At 48.1% G+C, this 23,993-nt stretch carries 15 protein-coding genes; 8 read left to right on the top strand and 7 right to left on the bottom strand.

Translation table 11 applies throughout. The features are described from left to right. Window positions 1–32: 32 nt before the first annotated feature. From QVP94_RS06635 to QVP94_RS06625, 3 genes are all read right to left on the bottom strand, one after another. On the bottom strand, window positions 33–1,211 hold the full coding sequence (locus tag QVP94_RS06635) for an ATP-binding protein (RefSeq protein ID WP_130882047.1): 1,179 nt from the start codon (window positions 1,209–1,211) through the stop codon (window positions 33–35). A 180-nt stretch (window positions 1,212–1,391) separates the two neighbouring features. After that, a complete protein-coding gene (locus QVP94_RS06630) occupies window positions 1,392–2,411 on the bottom strand; it encodes a branched-chain amino acid aminotransferase (RefSeq protein ID WP_005858291.1) in 1,020 nt (339 codons plus the stop codon). 181 nt (window positions 2,412–2,592) lie between these two features. Further along, complete coding sequence (locus tag QVP94_RS06625) at window positions 2,593–5,832, bottom strand: AAA domain-containing protein (protein ID WP_005858293.1); 3,240 nt, start codon at window positions 5,830–5,832, stop codon at window positions 2,593–2,595. A 120-nt stretch (window positions 5,833–5,952) separates the two neighbouring features. On the opposite strand from QVP94_RS06625, the gene metF reads away from it, so the two are divergent. Further along, on the top strand, window positions 5,953–6,906 hold the full coding sequence (gene metF, locus QVP94_RS06620; protein WP_005858295.1) for a methylenetetrahydrofolate reductase [NAD(P)H]: 954 nt from the start codon (window positions 5,953–5,955) through the stop codon (window positions 6,904–6,906). A 254-nt stretch (window positions 6,907–7,160) separates the two neighbouring features. Continuing rightward, entirely contained in the window at window positions 7,161–8,285 is a 1,125-nt protein-coding gene (locus QVP94_RS06615; RefSeq protein WP_005858299.1) for a DNA polymerase III subunit, read from the top strand. Between the two features lie 4 nt (window positions 8,286–8,289). On the opposite strand, the gene QVP94_RS06610 is transcribed toward QVP94_RS06615, so the two are convergent. After that, a complete protein-coding gene (locus QVP94_RS06610) occupies window positions 8,290–9,612 on the bottom strand; it encodes an MATE family efflux transporter (protein ID WP_005858302.1) in 1,323 nt (440 codons plus the stop codon). 108 nt (window positions 9,613–9,720) lie between these two features. Between QVP94_RS06610 and QVP94_RS06605 the strand changes: the two genes are divergently transcribed. Together QVP94_RS06605 and QVP94_RS06600 are read left to right on the top strand one after the other, a co-directional pair. Next, window positions 9,721–10,719: a gliding motility protein GldB-related protein gene (locus tag QVP94_RS06605; RefSeq protein ID WP_008779463.1), complete on the top strand. Its 999-nt coding sequence runs from the start codon at window positions 9,721–9,723 to the stop codon at window positions 10,717–10,719. A 181-nt stretch (window positions 10,720–10,900) separates the two neighbouring features. After that, window positions 10,901–12,472, top strand: a complete 1,572-nt coding sequence (locus QVP94_RS06600) for a ClC family H(+)/Cl(-) exchange transporter (RefSeq protein ID WP_005866120.1) — start codon at window positions 10,901–10,903, stop codon at window positions 12,470–12,472. A gap of 81 nt (window positions 12,473–12,553) precedes the next feature. Here QVP94_RS06600 and QVP94_RS06595 read toward each other — a convergent pair whose 3' ends face one another. Continuing rightward, window positions 12,554–13,837: a DcaP family trimeric outer membrane transporter gene (locus QVP94_RS06595; RefSeq protein ID WP_005858308.1), complete on the bottom strand. Its 1,284-nt coding sequence runs from the start codon at window positions 13,835–13,837 to the stop codon at window positions 12,554–12,556. Window positions 13,838–13,980: 143 nt separating this feature from the next. Here QVP94_RS06595 and QVP94_RS06590 point away from each other — a divergent pair, with 143 nt between their 5' ends. The 4 genes from QVP94_RS06590 (at window position 13,981) to QVP94_RS06575 (ending at window position 21,467) form a co-directional block, all read left to right on the top strand. After that, window positions 13,981–14,367 (top strand): HYC_CC_PP family protein, encoded by a 387-nt coding sequence (locus QVP94_RS06590; RefSeq protein ID WP_005866116.1) that lies wholly within the window; start codon window positions 13,981–13,983, stop codon window positions 14,365–14,367. 237 nt (window positions 14,368–14,604) lie between these two features. Further along, entirely contained in the window at window positions 14,605–18,351 is a 3,747-nt protein-coding gene (locus QVP94_RS06585; protein WP_022192225.1) for an efflux RND transporter permease subunit, read from the top strand. Between the two features lie 19 nt (window positions 18,352–18,370). After that, on the top strand, window positions 18,371–19,837 hold the full coding sequence (locus QVP94_RS06580; RefSeq protein ID WP_022192224.1) for a TolC family protein: 1,467 nt from the start codon (window positions 18,371–18,373) through the stop codon (window positions 19,835–19,837). 4 nt (window positions 19,838–19,841) lie between these two features. After that, the gene (locus tag QVP94_RS06575; RefSeq protein WP_022192223.1) at window positions 19,842–21,467 is read left to right on the top strand and encodes an efflux RND transporter periplasmic adaptor subunit; all 1,626 of its coding nucleotides are present in this window, start codon (window positions 19,842–19,844) and stop codon (window positions 21,465–21,467) included. Window positions 21,468–21,630: 163 nt separating this feature from the next. Here the strand turns inward: QVP94_RS06575 and QVP94_RS06570 are convergent, their stop codons facing one another. Both QVP94_RS06570 and QVP94_RS06565 read right to left on the bottom strand, forming a co-directional pair. After that, window positions 21,631–23,076, bottom strand: a complete 1,446-nt coding sequence (locus tag QVP94_RS06570) for an endo-1,6-beta-glucanase (RefSeq protein WP_005858316.1) — start codon at window positions 23,074–23,076, stop codon at window positions 21,631–21,633. A 26-nt stretch (window positions 23,077–23,102) separates the two neighbouring features. After that, window positions 23,103–23,921 carry an alpha/beta hydrolase gene (locus QVP94_RS06565; RefSeq protein WP_005858317.1) on the bottom strand — a complete coding sequence of 273 codons (819 nt, stop codon included), beginning with the start codon at window positions 23,919–23,921 and terminating at the stop codon, window positions 23,103–23,105. Window positions 23,922–23,993: the final 72 nt, after the last annotated feature.

Raw genomic sequence — 23,993 nt, 5'->3', positions numbered from 1 at the left:
ATAAAACTATTAGTATTAAAAAAGATTCTTACTTAATATAGAAAACCGAACAACCAAAGCGGGATCATGTTCCCCTCCCCGATCTCGGTCTTATCGACAGCATAGTACATATCCGGATTGTTCTTCACTTTCATGTTTTCCTCGATCCGGAAATTATACATCGTATTCACCAGAAAGTGGGCGTTCTTGATTCCTTCATTCAGCTTATTGTCTTTCAATAGTTGGTTATAAAAGAACGACTCACGCACCGCCCCGGCATTTACCTCCATCGGACGGATGGGGTACATCAGGTTCGAGTTATACATATATACCTTGGAGGGTTTCTTCGGAAAGGATTCGCCCACCGGATACAGCATATTCATCAAACGGGCATCTGTCAAATACTTGATATAGTTCATCACGGTGGCCCGGGATGTCTCGATATCCTTGCTCAACTGACTCACGTTTGGGGTACAAGGAGCGCTCGTAGCCAATAAGTAGAGTAGTTTGCGTAGCTTTGGCAGGTAGCTTTGTTCGATTTGTTTTATGTATAACACGTCCACCTCTAGCATCATGTTCATGGTCTTCAGCAGGTTCTCGGAGAAGTTGCGCTTTTCCAAGAAGAACGGATAAAAACCATGATGGAGATAATCTTGGAAATAAGCCATCGGCCTTACGACCGAGCAAATACGTTTGGCGATTTCCTGATGATTCTCTAATATCTCATCGAACGTGTACGCGGGAAACTGGTTCCCCGACATCAAGTTCAAGAACTCACGGAACGAGAACCCCCTGAGGTTATACGATACCACCTTGCCGGACAAGTCCGGATTCTCCTCTTTCAGACGCATCACCGACGAGCCGGAGAAAACGATCTTCAAGTCCTCGAAATTATCATAGCAATACCGCAACTCTCTCGACCAATCGGAATACTTAAACACTTGGTCTATCAACAACACCTTTCCGCCTTTAGCCCGAAACTCGGCGGCGAAATCAACGAGTGTGCGTTCCGTAAAATAGAAATGATTTAAATTAATGTATAAACATTCCTTATTATCGGCACCAAAATATTCACGGGCATAGTCTAACAAGAAAGTGGTCTTTCCGACTCCTCGCGAACCTTTAATACCGATCAACCGATCCTCCCAATTGATCTCATCCATTAATCCCCTTCGTACCGGAGAATACAGATGCTCTACCAGATATTTATGTGTTTTAAAGAATGCTTCCACCTACATAATTGGTAATTGAAAATTTGGAATTACCGATGCAAAGATAAACATCTTTTCTCATTTGCAATGCGGAGATTGCAATTTTATTGCAAAAAGTAAAGTTCAAACTAACAATTGCCTATCAACGTATTCTGTCTCGTAAAGACGGAGCGCACTCCAGTCCTTACGAAACAAAAGATATTATTCAATGATCGAGATCCATCCGTAAGTATCCGGCTCGTCGCCATACTGGATGGCACGTAGCTTATGATATAGTTTCTCGCAAACAGGACCCGGTTTGCCATCTTTGGCGATAACAAAAGATTTGTTCTCATCCAAATCGTCGATTTGTGAGATCGGGGCGATAACCGCGGCGGTACCACACTCGGCAGCCTCGTCGAATGTAGCGATCTCCTCGAAAGGAACCGGACGACGCTCTACCGTCAAGCCCATATCCTCGGCCAATTGCTGCAAGCTCTTGTTCGTGATCGAAGGCAAGATCGAGTGGGATTGCGGAGTGATATAGCTATTGCCACGGATTCCGAAGAAGTTAGCCGGACCGCACTCATCCAGATATTTCTTCTCTTTCGGATCCAGATACAATACGGCGGCGTATCCCTTGGAATGAGCGATCTCGCCGGCTACCAAGCTAGCGGCATAATTACCACCGACCTTGATCGTACCTGTCCCGTTAGGAGCCGCACGGTCGTACTCACGAAGTACGCATACCTTCGAGGGCTGGAATCCACCCTTGAAATACGGACCTACCGGAGTGACAAATATCATAAACATATATTCGGGAGCCGGCTTCACACCCACCTGAGCGCCCAAGCCGATCATCAGCGGACGAATATATAAAGCGGCACCGCTCTCATAAGGAGGAACGAAACGCTCGTTCAATTTCACGACCTTACGTACAGCTTCCTCGAACATCTCTACAGGCAACTCAGCCATCTTGATACCCCGGCTGGAAGATTGCATACGTTTAGCGTTCTCATCCATACGGAATACACGGATCTTACCGTCTTTCCCGCGGAAGGCCTTCAAGCCCTCGAAAGACTCTTGTCCGTAATGCAAGCAAGTAGCGGCCATGTGAATATTGATAATCTCGGATGAAGAAACTTCCAACTCACCCCATTTGCCGTCACGATAGTAGCATCTTACATTGTAGTCTGTCTTGATATAACCAAATCCCAGCTCAGACCAATTTAAATTTTCCATATCTATACAATTTGCTGTAATTAGTTTAAAATTAACAAATTACACTGTTAATAATATCGCTCAAAAGCAAAAACGCCCATAGCCGTCGCTATGGGAGATTTTGTGTACCGCAAATATACGCTAATTTATATATAGTTCGGCCTATAAACTAAAAAAAGCAAGCGGAAGGCTACATTTCGGCCTATAACGAATTATACCAATCTATCACTTGGTCGAACTCATTCTCCAACTCTTGCGCTGGGAAATCAAGGGCGACCGGATAGATCAAACACATCCATAAGGAAGGCGAATCGGACAACTTACGGTAAAAAGAAACCGGTAAATCCGGTAAAGTCTCCGTCGGATCGGTCATCAAGACCTCAAATATCAGTTGATAGGGATGCGAGTAAATCACCCGGTAACGGTGATGGTATTCCGGACCAGTCAAGAATGAGTATCTTGGAATGGGGCGTATATCTTGCTTTCTATCCTCCGGTTCCGTTGTTTCCGGATCGATCTCATCTTCTTCCAATAAATATTCTACTTGGCTATCCTCTGCTCCCGGGAATTCTAAGTCTGGAGTCTCTTCCATGGCCTCGATCTCCCCAAAATCCGGAAGTTCCGAGAAATGTATTCGTTGAAGCCCTGTATCCTCCTCGGAAAAACAGATAATCTCCGGGCTGAAATTCCGGTTCTGCCGAGACCACACCTCATAATCCCCGATAAAATACACCCGCTTCTTCGCCCGGGTAACCGCCACGTTCAGGATATTGCTATTTACCCAACCTATCGCACCAGTTGAAGAAGGTTGGCATCCCAACAGGAAGATAACCTCCTCGGCTTCTTTTCCTTGGAATTTATGGACCGTTCCGCAGTTGGCAGTCTCCCACCCCTTAAATTTACCTTTAAGCCCACTATACTCCTCCGTATTCAAGACGGCTTTAACCGCAGCCTTAATGCCTTTCACAACCGTGGTGAAGGGGGAGATCACATATAATTTCCGGGTATCCTCTTTCTCCCGGTGTTTTCCCATCCACGCCAATATCAAGCGCAAGCATACCTCGCCTTGCTCCGCCACGTAATGATCATTATTCCCTTTAGCGCTAGTACCTTTCTTACCGGGCACATCGATCCATAAGGAATGATCTAGCAACAATTGACTTTTCTCCTCGTCTTTCACCGCATCTTTCATTCCCAGAATCATCGTATCGTCGTACGACACCCGGTTGGAGATGCTAAACATAGGATTGATACAACGACGGTGCACGACCAACGGACAGCCTACCCACGTCTCTCCAATCCAAGACCCATAACGGTTTATCAAATCGGCGAAACCTTGCACGGAATGGGATTTCGAGAGGTAAGAAGACAAGGATACGATACCACATTTCTTTTGATAGAGAGTCATCAACGTCTCATCGGTGGTGACTACCGGTTCCACTTGTTTCGGGTCTCCCACGATGATCGCTTTCTTTGCCCGCCACAAAGCGCCTACCGCACATTGGGGAGCGGCTTGCCCGGCCTCGTCCACGATCAACAATCCCAATTGCTCCCTACCCATGTACTCCAGCATCTTCTGTACGGAAGCGAATGTGGTAGATACCACAGGCACCAAGAAAAACAAGCTATTCAACACATGTGAGAATATCAATTCTTTCTCCTCCGGCATATATTTATTATCCCAAAAGGCCAACAGCGAATAAAGGTTGCAACGCCATTTGTAGGAATTGATCACAAAAGAGCCATGCAGGACCAAAGCTTGATAAAATAGATCTTCCCTTGCTTTGTCGAATTCAGCGTTCTTCAAAGGATTCGAGGACTGCATCTTCTCGTCCGCCATCCTAAATACCTCTTCGTTACAAGAGACCGACCGCCGCAATCGCTCCACTATTCGATATTGCTTCAAGAACTCTTGTTGAGCGATATCGAAAGAAGGGAAACGGTTCTTAAACTCCCGCATAACCTTCTCATTGTCTCTTTTAGGACTCATCTTGGAAACAAACGGCCTTAATACCATTTCGCTGAAAGAACGGATATTATCCCCTTTTCCTAAACGGGCGGATATCAATCCCCAGGCCTGTTTCGTATGTTTTCCCGGATCGGTATTTCCATTGAGCATATTGGAAGCCAAATCTCCGAAAAATAAATCTTTACCCTCACTAAAGACTAGAGAGTGCCCGGCTTTTGACATGGCTTCAGCGGTAGGTAGTTTACTCGTCTCGGGTAACTCGAAGGTGATATTCTCTACAGCCGTATTATTACAGGATGTCACAAGAATTCCATAATCGGCCAATCCCCGTCCCGTCTGCAAACCAAATGTCTTCTGACTTTTACCTGCCTCCAAAGACTTCACTAAAAGCGGAGTCTCTGTAAAGGCATCATCCGGCTGATTCAAATCCGCTAATAACCGGGCACGCCGTACCACGTACTCGGCGATAATATCTTTCAGCAATGTTGTCTTACCCGTTCCCGGAGGGCCATTCACGGAGAAAATGCCACAGCCTCCCGCATTTTCTTCGGCCAACGCTATATTAATAGCCATCTGTTGCATCAACGCCGGGCTGAACTCAGAAGGCCAACGGCCCAGCGGATATCTTTCCGGACCTAACCATTTCCTATAATTCTCTATTGAGCATATACTTTGACGATTCCCTCCACTCATCAAAGGAGCATTTATATAGTTCACCAGTAAACGATTGGGCCTTTTATCCAGCAGACTTTTACGAACCCTGCTTAAATCTTTCGCATAGAAGCTTATGCTTAAGTCCGTATCATCCGATTTTAGCGCACGGGCACAAACCCGCTCCAAATCATTCCTTCTAAATCCATCATTTACGGTAAATAGACTCCGGATCCGCAGTCGATCTAGCAACTCTACCGTCTTCTGCCGCAAAAGAGAGAAGAACTCTATCCCTTCCTCATCCTCAATTGTCATAAAGAAGTCGTTTCCATCCTCCAGTAGTTCCTCCAACCACTCCTCATCAACCTCCCGGTCATGAATTAAGCAGCTGATCGCCCAGATATAAGGCGAAAGTTGGAACGAGCCTTCTATGTACTCTCCGGACGGGGATAAATCAATCGTATAGAGCACGCTTACAGATTTATTCTTCTCCAACAGCTTACGAAAACGCTCATTATCCTTATCCGCCGGAATCAAACGATATAGCTCGGACAAAAGATCATATTTAGGAACACCTCCCACATACAGACGGAAGCTATCCGCATCCCTGTATGGAGCATATATGAAATACTTCAACTCATCCTCCGATCTCACATATCTTACCCGTACCTCATCCTCCGGTAAACCAGATTTAGAAGCCTGAGGGAATGACAGCTCTTGAAAATATTCCAACACTTCCCAGTAAGCCAGAATACTAGTTGTTGTATCATGGGTACGATTCGAGACAAAGCCCAATAGCGTTTTTAAGTAAGTTAAGTCCATGCTTTAAAAAACCTTAGTTTACACGAAAGCGCTCAGTTAGCCGCTTTGTTAGATTAATGATCGTAAATGTAAGCTATTTCGAAGTATATTTGCTACATTCGCGTCAAAAATAATTAAAATATGAAAGTCATTGATCTGATAAGGAATAGTAAGAGTACCGCTTTTTCTTTCGAGATATTACCGCCGCTGAAAGGTAACAGTATCCAGAAGGTATATAATGTGATTGACAAGTTGAAGGAATTCGACCCTAAATACATAAATATCACCTCCCATCATAGCGAGTTCGTCTATAAAACCTTACCAGACGGAAGTTTCCAGAAAGTAAACATCCGTAAACGTCCGGGCTCCGTAGCGATCGCTTCGGCTATCCAGAATAAATACGGTATTCCTGCCGTACCCCATATTATATGTAAAGGCTTTACGAAAGACGAGACGGAATACGCTTTGATCGATTTGAACTTCCTTGGCGTAAACAACCTCTTAATATTAAGGGGAGATATAAAGACCTTAGAGGCCTCCCAGCAAAAACCGGAGTTATATCACGACCACGCAACTGATTTACAACAGCAGGTAAATCATTTCAACGAAGGTATTGCGTTAGACGGTTCCAAGATAGACGGTATAGAGACTCCCTTCTCGTACGGCATGGCTTGCTATCCGGAGAAACACGAGGAAGCACCCAATATGGAATCCGATATCTATTACTTAAAGGAGAAAGTAAAAAATGGCGCTGAATATCTGGTAACCCAGATGTTTTTCGATAATGACAAGTACTATGCGTTCGTGGATCGTTGCCGTGCGGAAGGTATCACGGTTCCCATCATCCCCGGTATCAAACCGATCGTTTTCAAGAACCAATTAACGGTTCTTCCGAAGATATTCCGTGCGGATATCCCAGAGCCTTTCGCGACAGAATTACGTAAATGTAAAGATGATGCGGAAGCGAAAGAGGTGGGTGTGGAATGGTGTATACAGCAGTGCAAGGATCTGATCGCTCATGGCGTACCGAGCTTACATTTCTACACAATGATGGCCTCGGATAGCGTTTACAAAATAGCAAAAGAAATTTATTGAGATACAATAGGGGTTTTTCCACGCTGAGTTGTCTAATAGAAGTACACGATTGAACAATCATGTACTAAGTATGGTTATTTTTAAAATTCTAAGGTAATGAAATACATATTCTTTATTGGACTTGACTTGTTATTGTATCCGTTTTTAGTTTTACTCTATATATGTCAATTGATATTTACAAAACCCCGCACCTTTTGATATCTGAATACTTTTCCGTAACTTCGTTCCTTATTCTATAGAAAAGGAAATATCTCATGTATTTTAAAGATATCATCGGGCAAGAGGAAGTAAAGGAACGGTTGAGGCAATCGACTCGGACAGGGATCGTACCCCATGCGCAGTTATTCACGGAGCAAGGGGGGGCCGGGGCGTTTCCGCTGGCTTTGGCTTACGCCCGTTATCTGAATTGTACGAACCGGACGGAGACGGACGCTTGCGGACGTTGCCCGTCATGCCTTAAATATGACGAATTGGCACATCCCGATTTGCATTTCGTATTCCCGATCGTAGCCAAGAAAGAGAAAAAGAAAGAGGTCTGCGATGATTATCTCAGTGAATGGCGTGGGTTCCTCAAAGAACATCCCTATTTCAATATGGATGAATGGCTGGATTATATCGAGGCCGGAAACTCACAAGCGATCATCTATTCCAAGGAAAGCGATGAGATTATCCATAAACTGAGCCTAAAGATTTATGAGGCGGAATATCGTATCCTGATGGTTTGGTTGCCGGAGAAACTACATCCTACTTGCGCCAACAAGCTTTTGAAAATCATAGAGGAGCCTCCTATGAAAACGGTTATCCTTATGGTATCCGAGACACCGGACCTTATCCTCGGGACCATCCAATCCCGTGCGCAACGCATCCACATCCGTCCCATTGAGACCGATGCGATCATGAATGCCATGGTATCCCGTTTCGGGCTTTCGCCCGACGACGCTAAACACGTCGCTCACCTCTCCTCCGGAAGTTTTATCAAGGCGATGGAGGCGATTAGCTTGGGCGAGGAAAATAAATTCTTTCTGGAGCAATTCAAGGCCATGATGCGAAACTCATGGGCACGAAACGTAAAAGGCATGAAAGCGATGGCGGACGTCATGGCAGGGATCGGACGGGAACGACAAAAAAACTTCCTCTCCTATTGTCAGCATTTGATCCGGGAGAACTTCATGTACCGGTTCCAATCGCCGGAACTTAATTATATGAATCTGGACGAGGCTAGCTTCTCCGTTAAGTTCTCCCCTTTCGTCAACGAGCGAAACGTGATCGATTTGATGGAAGAATTGGCGAAAGCGGAACGCCATATCACACAGAACGTGAATGCCAAGATGGTCTTTTTTGATTTATCCTTACGAATTACCGTACTAATCAAAAGATAAGTCTTCAGATTTTCTTGTTACGCCAATTTCCTTTCCATAGATAGAAGAAAGAAGAAAGGATCATGATATTATATACATACTCCGTAGTCCAGCAAACCGCCACGTCCGCACGCAACCATACGGCGACATACAATATATATAATACGTACACGAATATGCTAGCCATATCGATTTCCAGCGCACGGCGGGTATTGCCTGTCCCCGATACGCTAAAGAAATAAATAAAACCGGGAACGGCGAAAAGATAAGAGGACAGCATCACCCACAGCGAGGGGATCGAGCTAGCGATCAGATCCGGGTTATCCGTATAAATACGCAATACGGTAGACGGGAACATAGCGATCAAGATACCGATCGGTAGCACGAACGCATAGCATAGCCCGATCATCCTCCGGCAAAGCGGAAGCACCCGGTCCGACTCCCCGGCGCCGATCAAGTTACTTACCAGCGAGCTGTTCGTGGAGGCGAAAGCATTCACGAACATAAACAGGAACGAGGAGATGCTACGTACCACATTCGTAATCGCCAACGGCCGCTCGCCCAGATGCTCCATAGCGATGAAGAAGATAAACCATCCCCCAAAAGCGATCCCATGCTGGATCATCACCCAGATAGAGACACTCAGTATTTGTCCCAGCATCCTAAAATCCACTCTCGTAAAACGGAACAGACCATATTTTTTATAATCTATCTTCTTCCAAGTATAAATCACGAAGAACAATACGGAAACAGCTTCCGAGATCGAGGAAGCGATAGCGGCACCCGCTATCCCCAAAGCGGGGAACCCGAACTTACCGAATATCAAGATATAGTTCAAGACCACGTTGGTAAGCACCATCACCACCGAATTGGCCGTCAAGATCTTCGTATTCGTCGTACTCACGTAAAACGCACGGAACATCACCGCTATAAAAGAGAAGAAGAACCCGTACACCCGCCAGTCCAGATAGCTCATCGTCGCCCGATACACCTCTTCTGAGCCGATCATCCGGTGGAGCAGATAGGGCGTAAGCAGATTAGAGGCCGTAAACAACACCGCCGCCAGCAGAAAAAGGAATAGCCCGCCTTGCGTGAAAACCTCGCCGATCCGCTTATACTCCCCCTCACCATTACGACGTGCCATCAGCACCTGAGCTCCTACACTGAAACCAAAGCCCAGCATATAAATCACGAGATAATAGACTCCTGCCAAGGCGGAGGCACCTAGCTCAACCTCGCCGACACGTCCCAGATAAGCGGTGTCCGTCAATCCGATCATATGCTCCATGAGCAAGCTGATTAATACCGGATACGTGATCTTTAGAATTTGTTTGTTCGTATATCGCATGATGAATCTTAAATAAAAGGGAGGCAAAGGTAGTAATAAGATGCCAGTCACACAATATTACCCCATGCGATCCGTTTCTTATCATATTACATTATTATACGAAGAGATATGGTTACAAAACTCATCATGGCCTGCATTTTGTCCGCTACGCTATTGAGCTGCAACGGGCAAAACACAAATACGATCAACTACGCTACCGTCGAACCCCTGCATATCAATCGTTTTGACAAGGATTTATTCCGGCTGATCGATACGGGAGATACCACCTTGCAACCCGAACTAATCAAACAATACCCGGAAATGCTGGATATCATCGGGAAAGGCATATTAAACCTGCAAACCATCGAGACTCCCGGCTTCTTCGAGAAAATGCGGAATTATTACTCGGAGCCTACCTTGAAAGGCTTGTATCGTGACGCTATCACCCAATATGATTCCGTGGAGGATATCGAGAAATCCTTGGGGTACGGATTCGCCTATCTAAAGGAGAATTTCCCCTCGATGCAGATCCCTGCTATCTATATGCATGTATCTGGTTTCAACCAGAACGTATTGGTAGGCGATAGCCTGCTTTCCCTTTCCATCGATAAGTATATGGGAAAGGACTATCCCTTGTATCAGGATTTCTTCTATGACTCCCAGAAATTGAAAATGCAACGTGGACTTGTAGTCCCGGATTATCTGGCGGGTTGGCTCATGTCCGAATATCCTTTCGCAGGAAAAGAGAACGTATTGCTGGACCGGATGATTTACGAGGGAAAAATCAAATACCTGCTCTCGCAAGCCTTAGGCGTTCCCGATGCCGCCGAGCTAATGGGATACACCGAACAGGCCTACAACTGGTGCAAGGACAACGAAGGAACAATCTGGAAAGCAATCATCGAGCGCAAGCATCTTTATACCCCGGATCAACTGACGACTTCCCAATATTTCGAGGATACCCCGACCATTTTCCCCGGGAACGACGCTCCCGGGAATATCGGGACTTGGATAGGCTGGCAGATCATCAACCAGTACATAAAGGAGACGGGATCTACCCCGGAGGCGTTGATGCAAAACAACGACGCCCAAGAAATCCTAACCGCCTCAAAGTACAAACCCCTATAAACAGGAAAACCGCCCTATTCTCACGAACAAGACGGATAACCTAATCTAACTTAATTCTAATACCATGAAAAACACTATATCTTAATAACAAGGCTTTTAAAAAAAGGTTCAATGGAATGAGATTTTAAACCTCTTATTTACCTTGGTTGTTGTAACAGGAAACGAAAACAAGGTGAGTCCGATGGATAATGATCTCTTAGATATAACAAAATTGAGGCGCTGGCGGATCTGGAAATTGAAACTTATTGACGCCAGGCTTTATTTTGTAAGCATTTTCGTGGGATTGCTGACCGGGTTGGTAGCGGTACCTTATCACTATCTGCTCCAGCAGTTATTCAATAGCCGGAAACTTTTTTTCGACGGTCATTACCCTTGGTATTTCCATGTCTTGTTCTTCTTCACGCTATGGGGTATATTGCTTTGTGTGAATTGGATGGTCAAGAAGATGCCGCTGATTACCGGTGGGGGCATTCCCCAGACACGGGCGGTTATCAATGGCAGGATCACTTATAAGAACCCGTTGACACAATTAATCGCCAAGTTCACGGGAGGGATATTAGCAATCAGCGCCGGCCTGTCCCTTGGTCGTGAGGGGCCGTGCGTACAGATCGGATCTTACGTGGGGAATATCATTTCCAAATGGGGACACGTATTGGCTGGAGAGCGCAAGCAACTTTTGGCCGCCGGCGCAGGTGCCGGATTGGCCGCCGCTTTCGCCGCTCCCCTCGCTTCCTCACTTTTGGTGATCGAGTCCATCGAACGGTTCGACGCTCCCAAGACCGCCATTACCACCTTGCTGGCAGGGGTCGTGGCGGGAGGCGTAGCGAGCTTGATTTTTCCCTTCAACCCCTACTCGCAGATTAGCGCTATTGCCCCGCAGGCTACTTTTATAGATCAACTGAAGTTGTTCTTATTTCTGGCCGTGGTTATTTCCGTCTTCGGGAAAATTTACTCGATGTTTACCCTTTGGTGCAAGGATTTCTTTACCAGACTGAAGCATCCTCCTTATATGAAGATGTTGTACCTGCTTATCATAGCGTATACGATCTCATTGACGGAGATCGACTTGACAGGAGGAGGCGAGCAATTCCTTATCATGCAAGCGATGCATGGATATCACCCCGTTTTATGGATAGCGGCGATGATGCTCATCCACTTGATATTCACGTCTCTCTCTTTCTCCTCCGGACTGCCGGGAGGGAATTTCATCCCTACACTAGTTACCGGGGGATTGTTCGGGCAGATCATCGCCTTATTATTGGTGAAGTATGGTTTCATTGAAACGGAGAGCATCAGCTATATCATGTTAATCAGCATGGTAGGTTTCTTGGTGGCGGTAGTCCGGACACCACTGACGGGTATCGTCTTGATTACGGAGATAACCGGGCATCTGGATGTATTCTACCCCTCTATCATTGTCGGCGGGCTTACGTATTACTTCACGGAAATGCTACAGATAAAACCTTTTAACGTGGTTCTCTACGACGAGATGATCTCGACTCCAGCCTTCCGTACCGAAGGGCGTTCCAGCCTGTTCGTAGAGATCATGACAGGTGCCTATTTCGACGGGAAGGAGGTAGATCACCTCACCCTCCCCCAACGTTGTATCATCAAGACTATTCACCGGGATCGCAAGGACTTGGCTCCCGCCGGACAGACTCTTATCCCCGGTGATCAAGTAGAGATCGAGATCGATTCGCAGGATATCGAGAAGCTGTATGAGCCACTGATTAGCATGGCGAACATCTATTAATCGCAGACCTGCCAATCGCCTCGAAAAGAAATGCCACACCAAGAATCCCCCGGTGTGGCACATCAACAAAACGCTACATTATCAGAAGTTATATTGAGCGGAAACATTAAGTCGGTTGGCGTGGCGGGTCATATCGTTGAAATCGGTACGCCAGCCTCTCAAATACTCGGCGCCGACTTGCAGATTAGCGTTCACGTTCCAGAAAATGTTGGCTACCAAGTATTGACCGTAGCGGTATTGATCCGACGGGGTAACCGGGTAATCATTCTCGCTGTATAAACGAGTCTGGCTATAGGTGCTGGAGACGAATACCTTCGGCGTGATATTATACTGCAAGCCAGCGTACCAACCCATCATCGGAAGCACTTGCATCTTGCCTTTGGCCTCGGGGTCCGGAACCAGATCCACGTCCAGATTACTGATATCATTCAAGAACTGGCTGATCCCCCGGCCGTAAGTAGCCTGACCGTAGAAGTTCAGCTTGCTCGTCACATTGAACGTAGAGGCGGCAAACACGCCCCATCCGGCCTTAGACTCGGCCCGTTGCGCCACCAAGTTCTCATACGTCATATTACGTACGATACCAGCTACACGGATATGGCTGCTCTTATTCCAAGCGTATTGGATATAGGCAGGGAAGTTCGGCATACGTTGGTTACTGATATTCACGCTTTGGTTCGTGATGCCATCCACCACTGGCATCTCGATACCTACACCCGCTTTCCATCCCTTACCGAAAGCACGCTCATAGCGTAACAGGGTGGCACGGCTGAAAACCTGTCCGGCAGGCCCCGCATAATCGATCGAGGGCGGAAGGGCGGCCAGATCCATGAAGGTACTATAATCGTAACCCATCGTGAAACCAAGGAAAGACACATAGGCGTTCTGGAGCTCGAAGACCTTGCTGCCTCCCCGGAAGTTACCCGCCGTATACACGACGAAATCCCCGAGGTGTTTGGTACGACCCACTAATTTCAAGAATATCGTACTGGTAGTAGCGTCCATCTGGAACTGGTTACGGACGTAGTTCTGCCCACCATTCGGGATCATGGACGGATAGAAATCGACATCATCCGAGATCCCGCCGAAATCATACTCCGCCGTAGCCTTCACGTAACCGCCGATACCCAAGGCGAAACGTCCCTTACGATCGGTCAATACGAAGCGGGGGGCTTTCGGGTCGTGGAAACGAGGGCTCTGCGTCTCATTCATTATCCTCACGATTTCATCACCTGCCTTGTCTTGGCTGACAAGGACTATCGAATTTGGCGCATCATCCTCGATGACCACCTTTTGAGCCTTAGCGGGAGCCGATAAGAATCCCATACCTAGCAGTAATACTGCTCCTTGTACAAATAGTCTCATAAATGTGTTTTGTTTAGATTAATTACCTACCTTGAACAAGGCTATAAAGAAAAGGTTCTGATTTTAACAACCCTACGAGCACTTTTTCCACCCTATTGCCAGTTCAAAAAATATTCATATATTTGCGGAATATATTACTTGGGATGAGAAGATTTTTATTGTTCATACTCGCTGTTCTTTACCTCGGGGTTTCCTCCGGGTTTGCGCTGAATTACCATTATTGTATGGGTAAGTTGGCGGAGGTGAGTTTGCAGTATCTTGACACTTGCCCCAGTTGCGGTGAGGCGGGCACGTCCCATAAGTGCTGCTCTACCAAGACGGAATATGTTAAGTTATCCGTCGATCAGGATGTGGCGAATACGCTCGTGCAATTGTCCGCTCCTGTCGCTGTAGTTTTGTTGTTCGATCTACTCGACTCCTATAAGATCGCCGGGCGAGACGAGACAACACGTTCCAATCCCTTTATTAATCCACCCAAGGAGAATAGCGCTATCCCGTTATTCGTCCATCATTGTACTTTTTTGATTTAGCGTATAGGCTTCCTTTTTAAAAGGCGATTTACGTCTGTTTACGCACGAGTACCGGCGTAATCTATTGCGAGTACTGGAGTAATCCACCGCAAGTACTGGAGTAATCCATTGCAAATACTGGAGTAATCCATTGCGAGTACTGGCGTAAAGCATCACGAGTACTCATGTGATCGCTTGCCTTCAAAGACGAACAAATAAGCGTTCTCATATGTTTTCAAATCATAAAAGCTCATTCAAATGTTAAACAGAATCATTCGTTACTTCCTTGAGAACAGGGTGGTAACCTTACTTTTACTAGTGCTGATTATCGTATGGGGTATCTCCACGTCCCCCTTCAATTGGCATGGGGGGATCATTCCCCGGAATCCGATTCCGGTAGACGCCATCCCCGATATCGGCGATAACCAGCAGATCGTGGCCACAGAATGGATGGGCCGCTCGCCGAAGGATATACAGGACCAGATCACTTATCCGCTGACCACCTCTCTTTTAGGTATCCCGGGAGTGAAGACGATCCGTAGTTCCTCCATGTTCGGGATGTCCTTCATATACATCATCTTCGATGACGATATAGAGTTCTACTGGAGCCGTTCCCGTATATTGGAGAAGCTGAACTCCCTGCCTCCGGGAACTTTGCCGGAAGGCGTGCAGCCTACCTTGGGACCGGACGCTACCGCCCTCGGGCAGATCTATTGGTATACGCTGGAAGGACGGGATCCCAAGACCGGTAAACCTACCGGAGGCTGGAACGCCGAGGAGTTGCGTACGATACAGGATTTCTACGTCAAGTACACCTTATCCTCCGCCGAGGGGGTATCCGAGGTTGCCTCGGCGGGCGGCTTCGTGAAGGAGTACCAGATCGAGTTGAACCCAGATGCCATGTACGCCTTCAACGTCTCCGTGATGGATATCATGAGCGCCATCAAGAAGAGCAACCTCGATATCGGCGCCGAGACGATGGAGATCAACAAGGTGGAGTACCTGATCCGGGGTTTGGGGTATATCAAGAATGTAAAAGATATAGAGAATGCCGTCGTCACCGTTCGGGAAGGCGTGCCGGTTCGCATATCGGACGTGGCGTTCGTGAATATCGGCCCCGGAACCCGACGGGGAGGGCTGGACAAGGAGGGTGTGGAGGCCGTGGGCGGAGTGGTAGTAGCCCGCTATGGCTCCAACCCCTTGGAGGTTATCAATAACGTAAAGGCGAAGATCAAGGAGATGGAACCGGGATTGCCCCAGAAGGTACTGGCGGACGGGACGATCTCCAAGGTAACCGTCGTGCCGTTCTACGACCGTACGGGGCTTATCAAGGAGACGATCGGGACGTTGGAGACCGCCCTCTCCCACGAAATATTGATCTGCGTGATCGTTATCATCGTGCTGGTGCTCAACCTAAGGGCCTCTATCGTTATCGCCAGCATGTTACCGATAGCGGTGCTCGCCACGTTCATCATCATGCGTTATACGGGGATAGCGGCGAATATCGTGGCTTTATCGGGTATAGCGATCGCCATTGGCGTGATGGTGGATGTAGGGGTCGTCTTCGTGGAAAGTATCATCCGTTACCGGGAGATGCCCGAGAACAGGCATATACAGGGGGGAAAGGCGTTTGTCAACCTTATTTATAAGGCGGTAAGCGAGGTGTCCGGGGCAATCAGCACAGCGATGATCACGACGATCGTCAGCTTCCTCCCCGTCTTCACCATGGAGGCGCAGGAAGGGAAGATGTTCTCGCCTTTGGCCTATACCAAGACATATGCTTTGGCTTCCGCCTTCGTGCTGGGATTGATCTTGCTTCCTTCCCTATCGTATTGGTTGTTCTCGATAAAGATCCATTCAAGGCAGATACGGAAAATACTGAATTACCTGTTGATCGTGGCCGGAATCGCCTTACTTATTATTTATGGAAGTATTCCGGCTATCGGGCTAACGGCAGTCGGGGTGAATAATCTATTGTCCGGTTATTGGAAGAAGCCTCAAATGAGCACTTATATCAATATCGGTATCACCCTCTTTGTCACGATCTATTACCTATCCGAGGAATGGTTGCCGATGGGGCCGCAAAAAGGGATGCTCGCCAATATATTGTTCGTGGCGGGTTGCGTAGCCATCATCCTAAGCATCCTGTGGCTGCTCGTTATTTATTATGAGAGGATATTGCGCTGGTGCTTGGATAACCGCTGGAAATTCATGTTGATTCCGGGAGCTACCATCGTATTCGGTTTCTGGATATGGAGAGGCATCGGACAGGAGTTTATGCCTAGCCTGAACGAAGGTTCTTTCCTACTGATGCCGACTAGCATGCCGCATTCCGGTATCGAGCAAAACCTTGATTATATAGAGGCGCTCGACAAACGGCTGGCCTCTATCCCCGAGGTGGAGACCGCCATCGGTAAATGGGGCCGTGTAAACTCCGCCCTCGATCCAGCGCCGGTACAGATGTTCGAGAATACGATCAACTACCGTCCGGAATATATCCTGAATGAGGACGGGAAAAGGGAACGTTTCAAGGTAAACCGGCAAGGGGAGTATCTCCTAAAAGATGGAGGCGTATATAACCCCAAAGACGGTTTCCGGCAGATTCCCTCAGACAGCCTGATCCCAGACGCTAAAGGCGATTACTTCCGCCAATGGCGACCGGAGATCAAGAACACGAACGATATCTGGCAACAGATCGTGAACGTCACCCATCTTCCGGGATTGACTTCCGCCCCGAAGCTGCAGCCTATCGAGGCCCGTCTCGTCATGTTATCCACCGGTATGCGTGCCCCGATGGGTATCAAGGTGTATGGCCCGGATCTGGAGACGATCGAGAAAGCCGGAAAGGCGATCGAGAAGGCATTGAAAGAGGTACCCTCCGTTATCCCCTCTTCCGTATTTTACGACCGTGCGGTAGGCGCCCCTTATCTGGAGATCGAACTGAACCGTGAGAATATGGCCCGTTACGGCGTAAACGTGGAGGACTTGCAAGAGATATTAAGTGCCGCTGTCGGTGGCATGGTACTGACCCGCACCGTGGAAGGCAGGGAACGTTTCCCGGTGCGCCTACGCTACGCTCGTGAGCTTCGAGATAATCCGGAGGCGCTAGGTATGATCCTCGTACCGACCGCCACTGGGGCGCAAGTCCCGCTTAAAGAGCTAGCCGATATCAACTATACCCGTGGAGCGCAGATGATCCAAAGCGAGAACACTTTCTTGGTAGGCTACGTCATCTTCGACAAACTGGCGGGGAAGGCGGAAGTGGATGTCGTGAAAGAGGCTTCCCGCATCCTTGAGCAACAGATAAAGGAGGGCGAGTTGAACCTTGATCCCGGCGTATCCTATAAGTTCGCCGGCAATTACGAGCAGCAGGAGCGTGCCACCAGCCGGCTGATGATCGTCGTTCCCCTCGCCTTGTTGATCGTCCTGCTGGTTCTATACTTTCAATTCAAGACGGTCACTGCCTCACTGATCCATTTCTCCGGGGTGTTCGTGGCCTTCGCCGGAGGTTTTATCTTGCTATGGCTTTACGGACAGGATTGGTTCATGAACTTCTCCATCGCCGGAGAGAATATGCGGGATCTTTTCCAGATGCACACGATCAATCTGAGCGTGGCGGTCTGGGTCGGTTTTATCGCCTTGTTCGGTGTGGCTACGGATGATGGGGTATTGATGGGAACCTACATCCATCATGTATTCCTCGAGCGAGCCCCCCGCACCAAGCACGATATCCGGGAAGCGGTAGTAGCCGCCGGACTGAAACGGGTACGCCCAGCGGCCATGACTACAGCCACTACCTTGATCGCTTTACTCCCCGTACTTACCTCTACCGGTAAGGGGGCGGATATCATGGTACCGATGGCTATCCCTACGTTCGGGGGTATGCTGATCCAGAGTATGACCATGTTTGTCGTTCCCGTCCTGCAATGCTGGTGGCGGGAGAACGCTATAAAGAAAGAACAAAAGAATAAAATTCAAGAGGAGGTAACGACTTATGAGATATAAAAGAATCAGATCAATCATCATGGCAGGTGTACTGGGGATGCTAAACGTCCTTTTCGCTTACTCCCAGCCGGCCGATAGATTAGGCTATTATCTGGAACTGGCGGCACGTAACAATCCGCAGATCAACGCCGACTTCTCCCTGTATAAGGCATCTTTGGAGAAAGTCCCGCAAGCCGGAGCCTATCCGGACCCGGAACTGGAGATCGGTTTCTTCCTGAAACCGATGGAGATCTTGTCCGGAAAGCAAATAGCGGATTTCACCTTGATGCAAATGTTCCCTTGGTTCGGTACCCGGAAGGCGGCCCGCAACGAGGCGACCGAGATGGCCCGGATGGCTTACGAACAATTCCGTAACAGTCGCAACAACCTGTATTACGAGGTGAAGAGTCAATGGTACCAGCTTTGCAATATCAGCGAGCAATATAAAAATACGCAGGCGAACCTTCGTCTGCTAGACCAGTTGGAACAGTTGGCATTGAACCGCTTCTCCGCTCCGTCGGCGAAGGCGGGCGGTTCCTCCGTCCTACCCTCCCCCGTATCTTCTGCTCCATCGACTCCTCCCGCCGTATCCGGTGGAGGTATGTCGGGTATGGGAGGCAGTAGCATGGGAAGCCCTACGGTACAAAGCACGGGAACATCCGGTAGTACGATGTCCGGAATGTCCGGCAATAGCCCTATGGGTGGAGGCTCTATGGGAAGTGGCAACTCTATGGGCGGAATGTCGGACGTACTGCGAATCCAGATGGAGAAGGTAGAACTGGAGAATACGCTAGCCTCCTTGTTATCGCAACGGAAAACGGCCGAGGCTGCTTTTAATACGTTGCTCAATCAGTCGCTAGCTACCCCGATTTCCGTCCCCGACTCGTTGGAACGGCTTCCTCTCTCATGGAGTGAGTCGATGGCTCTCGACAGCGTCATCTCCAACAACCCCATGCTTACCATGCTGGAGGCGGAAGGAAACGCTTACCGGGCCAAGGCGGAGATGGACAAGAAAATGAGTTACCCCATGCTAGGTATCGGCCTCCAGTATTCCTTGATCGGGAAGAAACCGGAAGATATGTCTATGGGCTCTATGTCCGGTATGAACGGAAAGGATATGTTCATGCCCATGCTAAAGATCAGCCTTCCTATCTTCCGTAAGAAATATAACGCACAGCAACGGGAAAGCAAGCATTATTGGAAATCCAGCGAGTTGAAGTACGAGAACACGATGAACCAACTGCAAGCCGAGTATATCCGTATTACCCAGCAATTGGAAGATGCCGCACGGAAAATCGATTTGTACCAGAAACAATACGATCTATCGTTAGCCACCTACCAACTGATCGTCCGGGAATTCTCGACAGGAAGTACGACCTTGACCGACGTGATCCAAGTGGAGCGACAAATGTTGGACTATCACTTGAAGAAAAGCGAAGCGATAGCGGAATATAATACCCAAATCGCCGGAATCGAGAAATTAATATCCACCTCTGTAAACGAATAAGAAAATGAAAAATATAAATGAAACCGTAAAATCCAAGTACCTGATATATATCCTGTTCCTAGCGGGCGGCCTCTTGTTGGGCTGGCTCCTGTTCCATAACTCCGATACCGACAGCCATACGTCACAAGCGAGCGAGACCGGCACGGTAGTTCACGACCCTACGCATGGCCACGACCTCCAACAGAACGAGGCCGGCGAGTGGACTTGTTCCATGCATCCCCAAATTCGCCAAGACAAGCCGGGTAAATGCCCTATCTGCGCCATGGATTTGATCCCTGTACGTAAGAGCTCCTTCTCCGACAAGGCCATCGATCCCAACGCCATTCAGCTTTCGGAAGAAGCAGCAGCCTTAGCGGACGTACAAACCTCCAAGGTATCCCGCCAGAATCCGGTCAAGCAAGTCCGTTTATACGGCAAGATCGTACCGGACGAGCGTAGCCTGCAATCTCAAACAGCCCATGTAAGCGGACGCATCGAGAGCTTGAACGTTGATTTCACGGGTGAGACGGTGCGTGCCGGACAGACCCTCGCTACCCTCTACTCCCCAGAGCTTTTCACCGCCCAGCAAGAATTGTTGGAAGCGATCCGCATGGGACAATCTCAATTGATACAGGCCGCCCGTGAAAAACTATATTTATGGAAGATGACAGATGCCCAGATCGCCGCTATCGAGAAGTCCGGCTCTATCTCCCCGGTTGTAGAGATCAAGTCGAACACGAGCGGTATCGTCCTGTCCAAGCGGGTAAGCCAAGGTGATTATGTATCCCAAGGAGCTATCCTTTTCGACGTGGCGAACCTCACGAAGGTATGGGCCTTGTTCGACGCTTTCGAGGTGGATCTCCCTTTCCTTAGCAAAGGTGATCCGGTGGAATTTACCTTGCAAGCGCTACCCGGCAAGAAGTTCTCGGGTAAGATCTCTTTCATCGACCCGATCTTGAACACGACGACCCGTACCGCCAAGGTCCGTGTAGAGGTACCGAACGCCTCTTTGGAGCTCAAGCCCGAGATGTACGCCACGGCAAACGTAAGCGCCCCGCTCCGCAACTATAAGAACGAGATCGTCGTACCGCAAACCGCTGTGCTCTGGACGGGTAAACGTGCTATCGTGTACGTAAAGCAACCGGATACGAATACCCCCGCTTTCTTGATGCGTGAGGTGGAGCTAGGCCCTTCCCTTGGTAACTCTTATGTTATCTTGAATGGCTTGCGAGAAGGTGAGGAAATCGTAACCAACGGAGTCTTCGCCATAGACGCCAGCGCACAGCTGGAGGGAAAAACTTCCATGATGAATAACGGCGACGAGCCCGCCAAGCCTATGACTGGGCATGAGGGGCATATGATGCATGCGCAAAGCGCCACGGGGGTAGCCTCCGAGCATGCCATGTTCGGTGTCAAAGGCTCTTGCGATATGTGCAAGGAACGTATCGAGAAAGCGGCAAAAGGGGTAAATGGTGTGTTATCCGCTCATTGGGACAAAGATACCCAGATGATCCATCTCCAGTACGATCCCCAAAAGACCTCCCCGAAAGCGATCAGCAAGGCGATCGCTAAAGTAGGCCATGACACGGATATGGATAAGGCGGATAAAGCCGTATATGATAAGCTACCGGCTTGTTGCCACTATAGATAAAGTTATTGGACATTCGGGGGTGTGTCAAAAGTGTGAACATGGCACGCAGATAATGCTGATTGAGCAGATGACCGCAGATTTATGATATGAAAATCAATATATTATCTGCGTAAATCTGCTAAATCTGCGTGCCATAATACCAACTTTTAACACACCCTCCTTATTAGTAAAGATTCCAACGGAAAGAAGCGACTGCTTTAGCGGGAACCTCATAGGTAAATGAACGTTCACCGCTGTTTACCGTTATATTTTTAGCCTCGTCCGTATTATTTAGTAAAACAAGTGCTTCTGTTCCATCTAAATTCTCGAAGGCGGAATACATAATCCCATCAGCCGTATACCCTTTAGAGCCGATCCGTACTGCCCCCGGCTTCACCACAGAGGATAAATGACCGATAATATAATAATGAGAATTCCGGGTAATCGTCTTATAATCCGAGCGATCGATATCCACGGCACCATAACAAGTCTGGCAACCACCCTCTCGGTTCGGTCCCCGCTCGTTATCCAGCATCAAGTTCCATACGATAACTGCCTTACACCAGTTATTCACCGTACCCAAGGCCGTCTCCTCCATATCTTCCATCAAGCGTTTCTCTAAGTTACGTCCATCATTCCACATGCCGATAGAAGTTTCCGTAAATATTAATTCTTTATCGGGGAACTTGCCGTTTACGTTATTCAACTCCTCCCGGTCGCCCCCGTAATTATGGTAAGCGGCACCTGTCAGGAAAGAAGCGGCATTCTCATCCTCGTAGATTTTCATCGGATAGCCTTGCTGCTCCAACATATTATCGTAATTGTAATTATGGTCGAAAGCGTAGATCTTCGTCTTGAGGCCAGTCTCTTTCAGTTTAGGGCCTAGAGCGTCACGCACGAAAGAGAGTTGCTCCTCCCATCCCATAAATAAGGAAGCGGAATTTCCTCGGTTCAAAGGTTCGTTTTGGGGAGTTATCGCCTCGATAGGAATCCCCTCGGCCTCCATCGCCTGTATCCATTTCACGAAATAGGTAGCGTAATCTTGATAATAAGCGGGATTCAACTGTCCGCTAGTCCACGACTCGAACGGGCGCAAATCCTTTAAGTTATCCACCTTCATCCATCTTGGACAAGTCCAAGGCGATCCCAAGATTTTTATAGAAGGGCTGATCGCCAAGATCTCCTTCAAGATCGGTATCACATACTCCTTCTCCTCGCTCTGCAAGGCGAAATTCTCGACACCCTTCGTGTCACAACAAGTATACTCACTTAAAGAAAAGTCCGAGCAGCCAATCGAGATACGGATATAGCTATACCCCATCCCCTCCGTATCAGAGAAAGTCTCTTTCAGGAAAGCTGTCCGATCCTCGGGAGCCATCCGCATCAAGTTATAGCAGGTAGAGCCTGTCACGGCGGCACCAAAGCCATCCATCGTCTGATAGCGCACCGAAGGGTCTATCGTTATCACGCAAGGCGAGGCGGCTTGTTTGTCCCCCAAGGCGATCTCACTTCTCACGAAATCTTTCGCACGATCGTTTGTCGTGACATACACCGTTACATTGTCCGAGATCTTCGCTCCAGAACATGCGTTCAAGCAAATCAAGACCATTAATAAAGAAAAGAGAACCATACGTATTAAATTAATAGTTAATCAAATTACCGGGTTTCTGAACCCTTCAAGATCATCCTCACGTGATTCTTTAAGATGTGAAAGGCGGGAGCGGCCATCGATCCATGATCATATCCGTCCAACTCATAGATATAAGTATTCTTATGTCCGGCCACTTTCATCATACGCCAAAAATAGGCGTTCTCCTCATAGCGGCCCAGCATCTCCATCTCCCGGTCGCCCGAGACGATAATCAATGGAGGAGCGTCAGGACGTACGTAAAACAAAGGGGCGAACTCGTCGATACTCGGTTGGGTATCTTTCATTCCCTTCGCCTGCCGATAAGCGAAATGGCTGATCGCATGACCGCTGAAAGGGATTAATGCGGCGATGGCATCAGCATCTATCCGATACTTAGTCAACCACTTCTTATCCAGTCCGACCATATTCGTTAAATAACCTCCGGCGGAATGACCTGAGACAAAGATTTTACGCCTATCCCCACCATACTTCTCAATCTCGTTGAATGTCCAAGCGACAGCGGCGGCGGCATCATCGATACAATCGCTCAACGTGGCTTTGGGTAGCAAGCGGTAATTTACGGCGATAACGGCTAATCCGCAGTTCTTCAATTCCTCCGGGATGAATTTGCTACCTCCCGACAAGCCGCCTCCGTGAAACCAGACTACCGTAGGGAAGTCTTTTGCGTTCTCGGGATAATAAAGATCCAATTTACAACGTTCCACCGCATATGGATCTTTCGATTGGGTATAAGAGATATCCCTGACTATTTTATAGTCTTGATCTTGCGCCGCAAGGATATTACAGATAAACAGACTAAATAGAAATAAATAGATTTTCTTCATGATATTAGATAATAGATTTAATACATCAAATTTAATATAAAAAAAGGAGTCACCCCTTACGGACTGACTCCT

The sequence above is a fragment of the Parabacteroides sp. CAG:2 genome, assembly GCF_000436315.1.
Taxonomy (GTDB): Bacteria; Bacteroidota; Bacteroidia; order Bacteroidales; family Tannerellaceae; genus Parabacteroides; species Parabacteroides distasonis.
The sequence above is the reverse complement of the archived record's forward strand: the minus strand, read 5'-3'. Positions and strand labels throughout refer to the sequence as shown.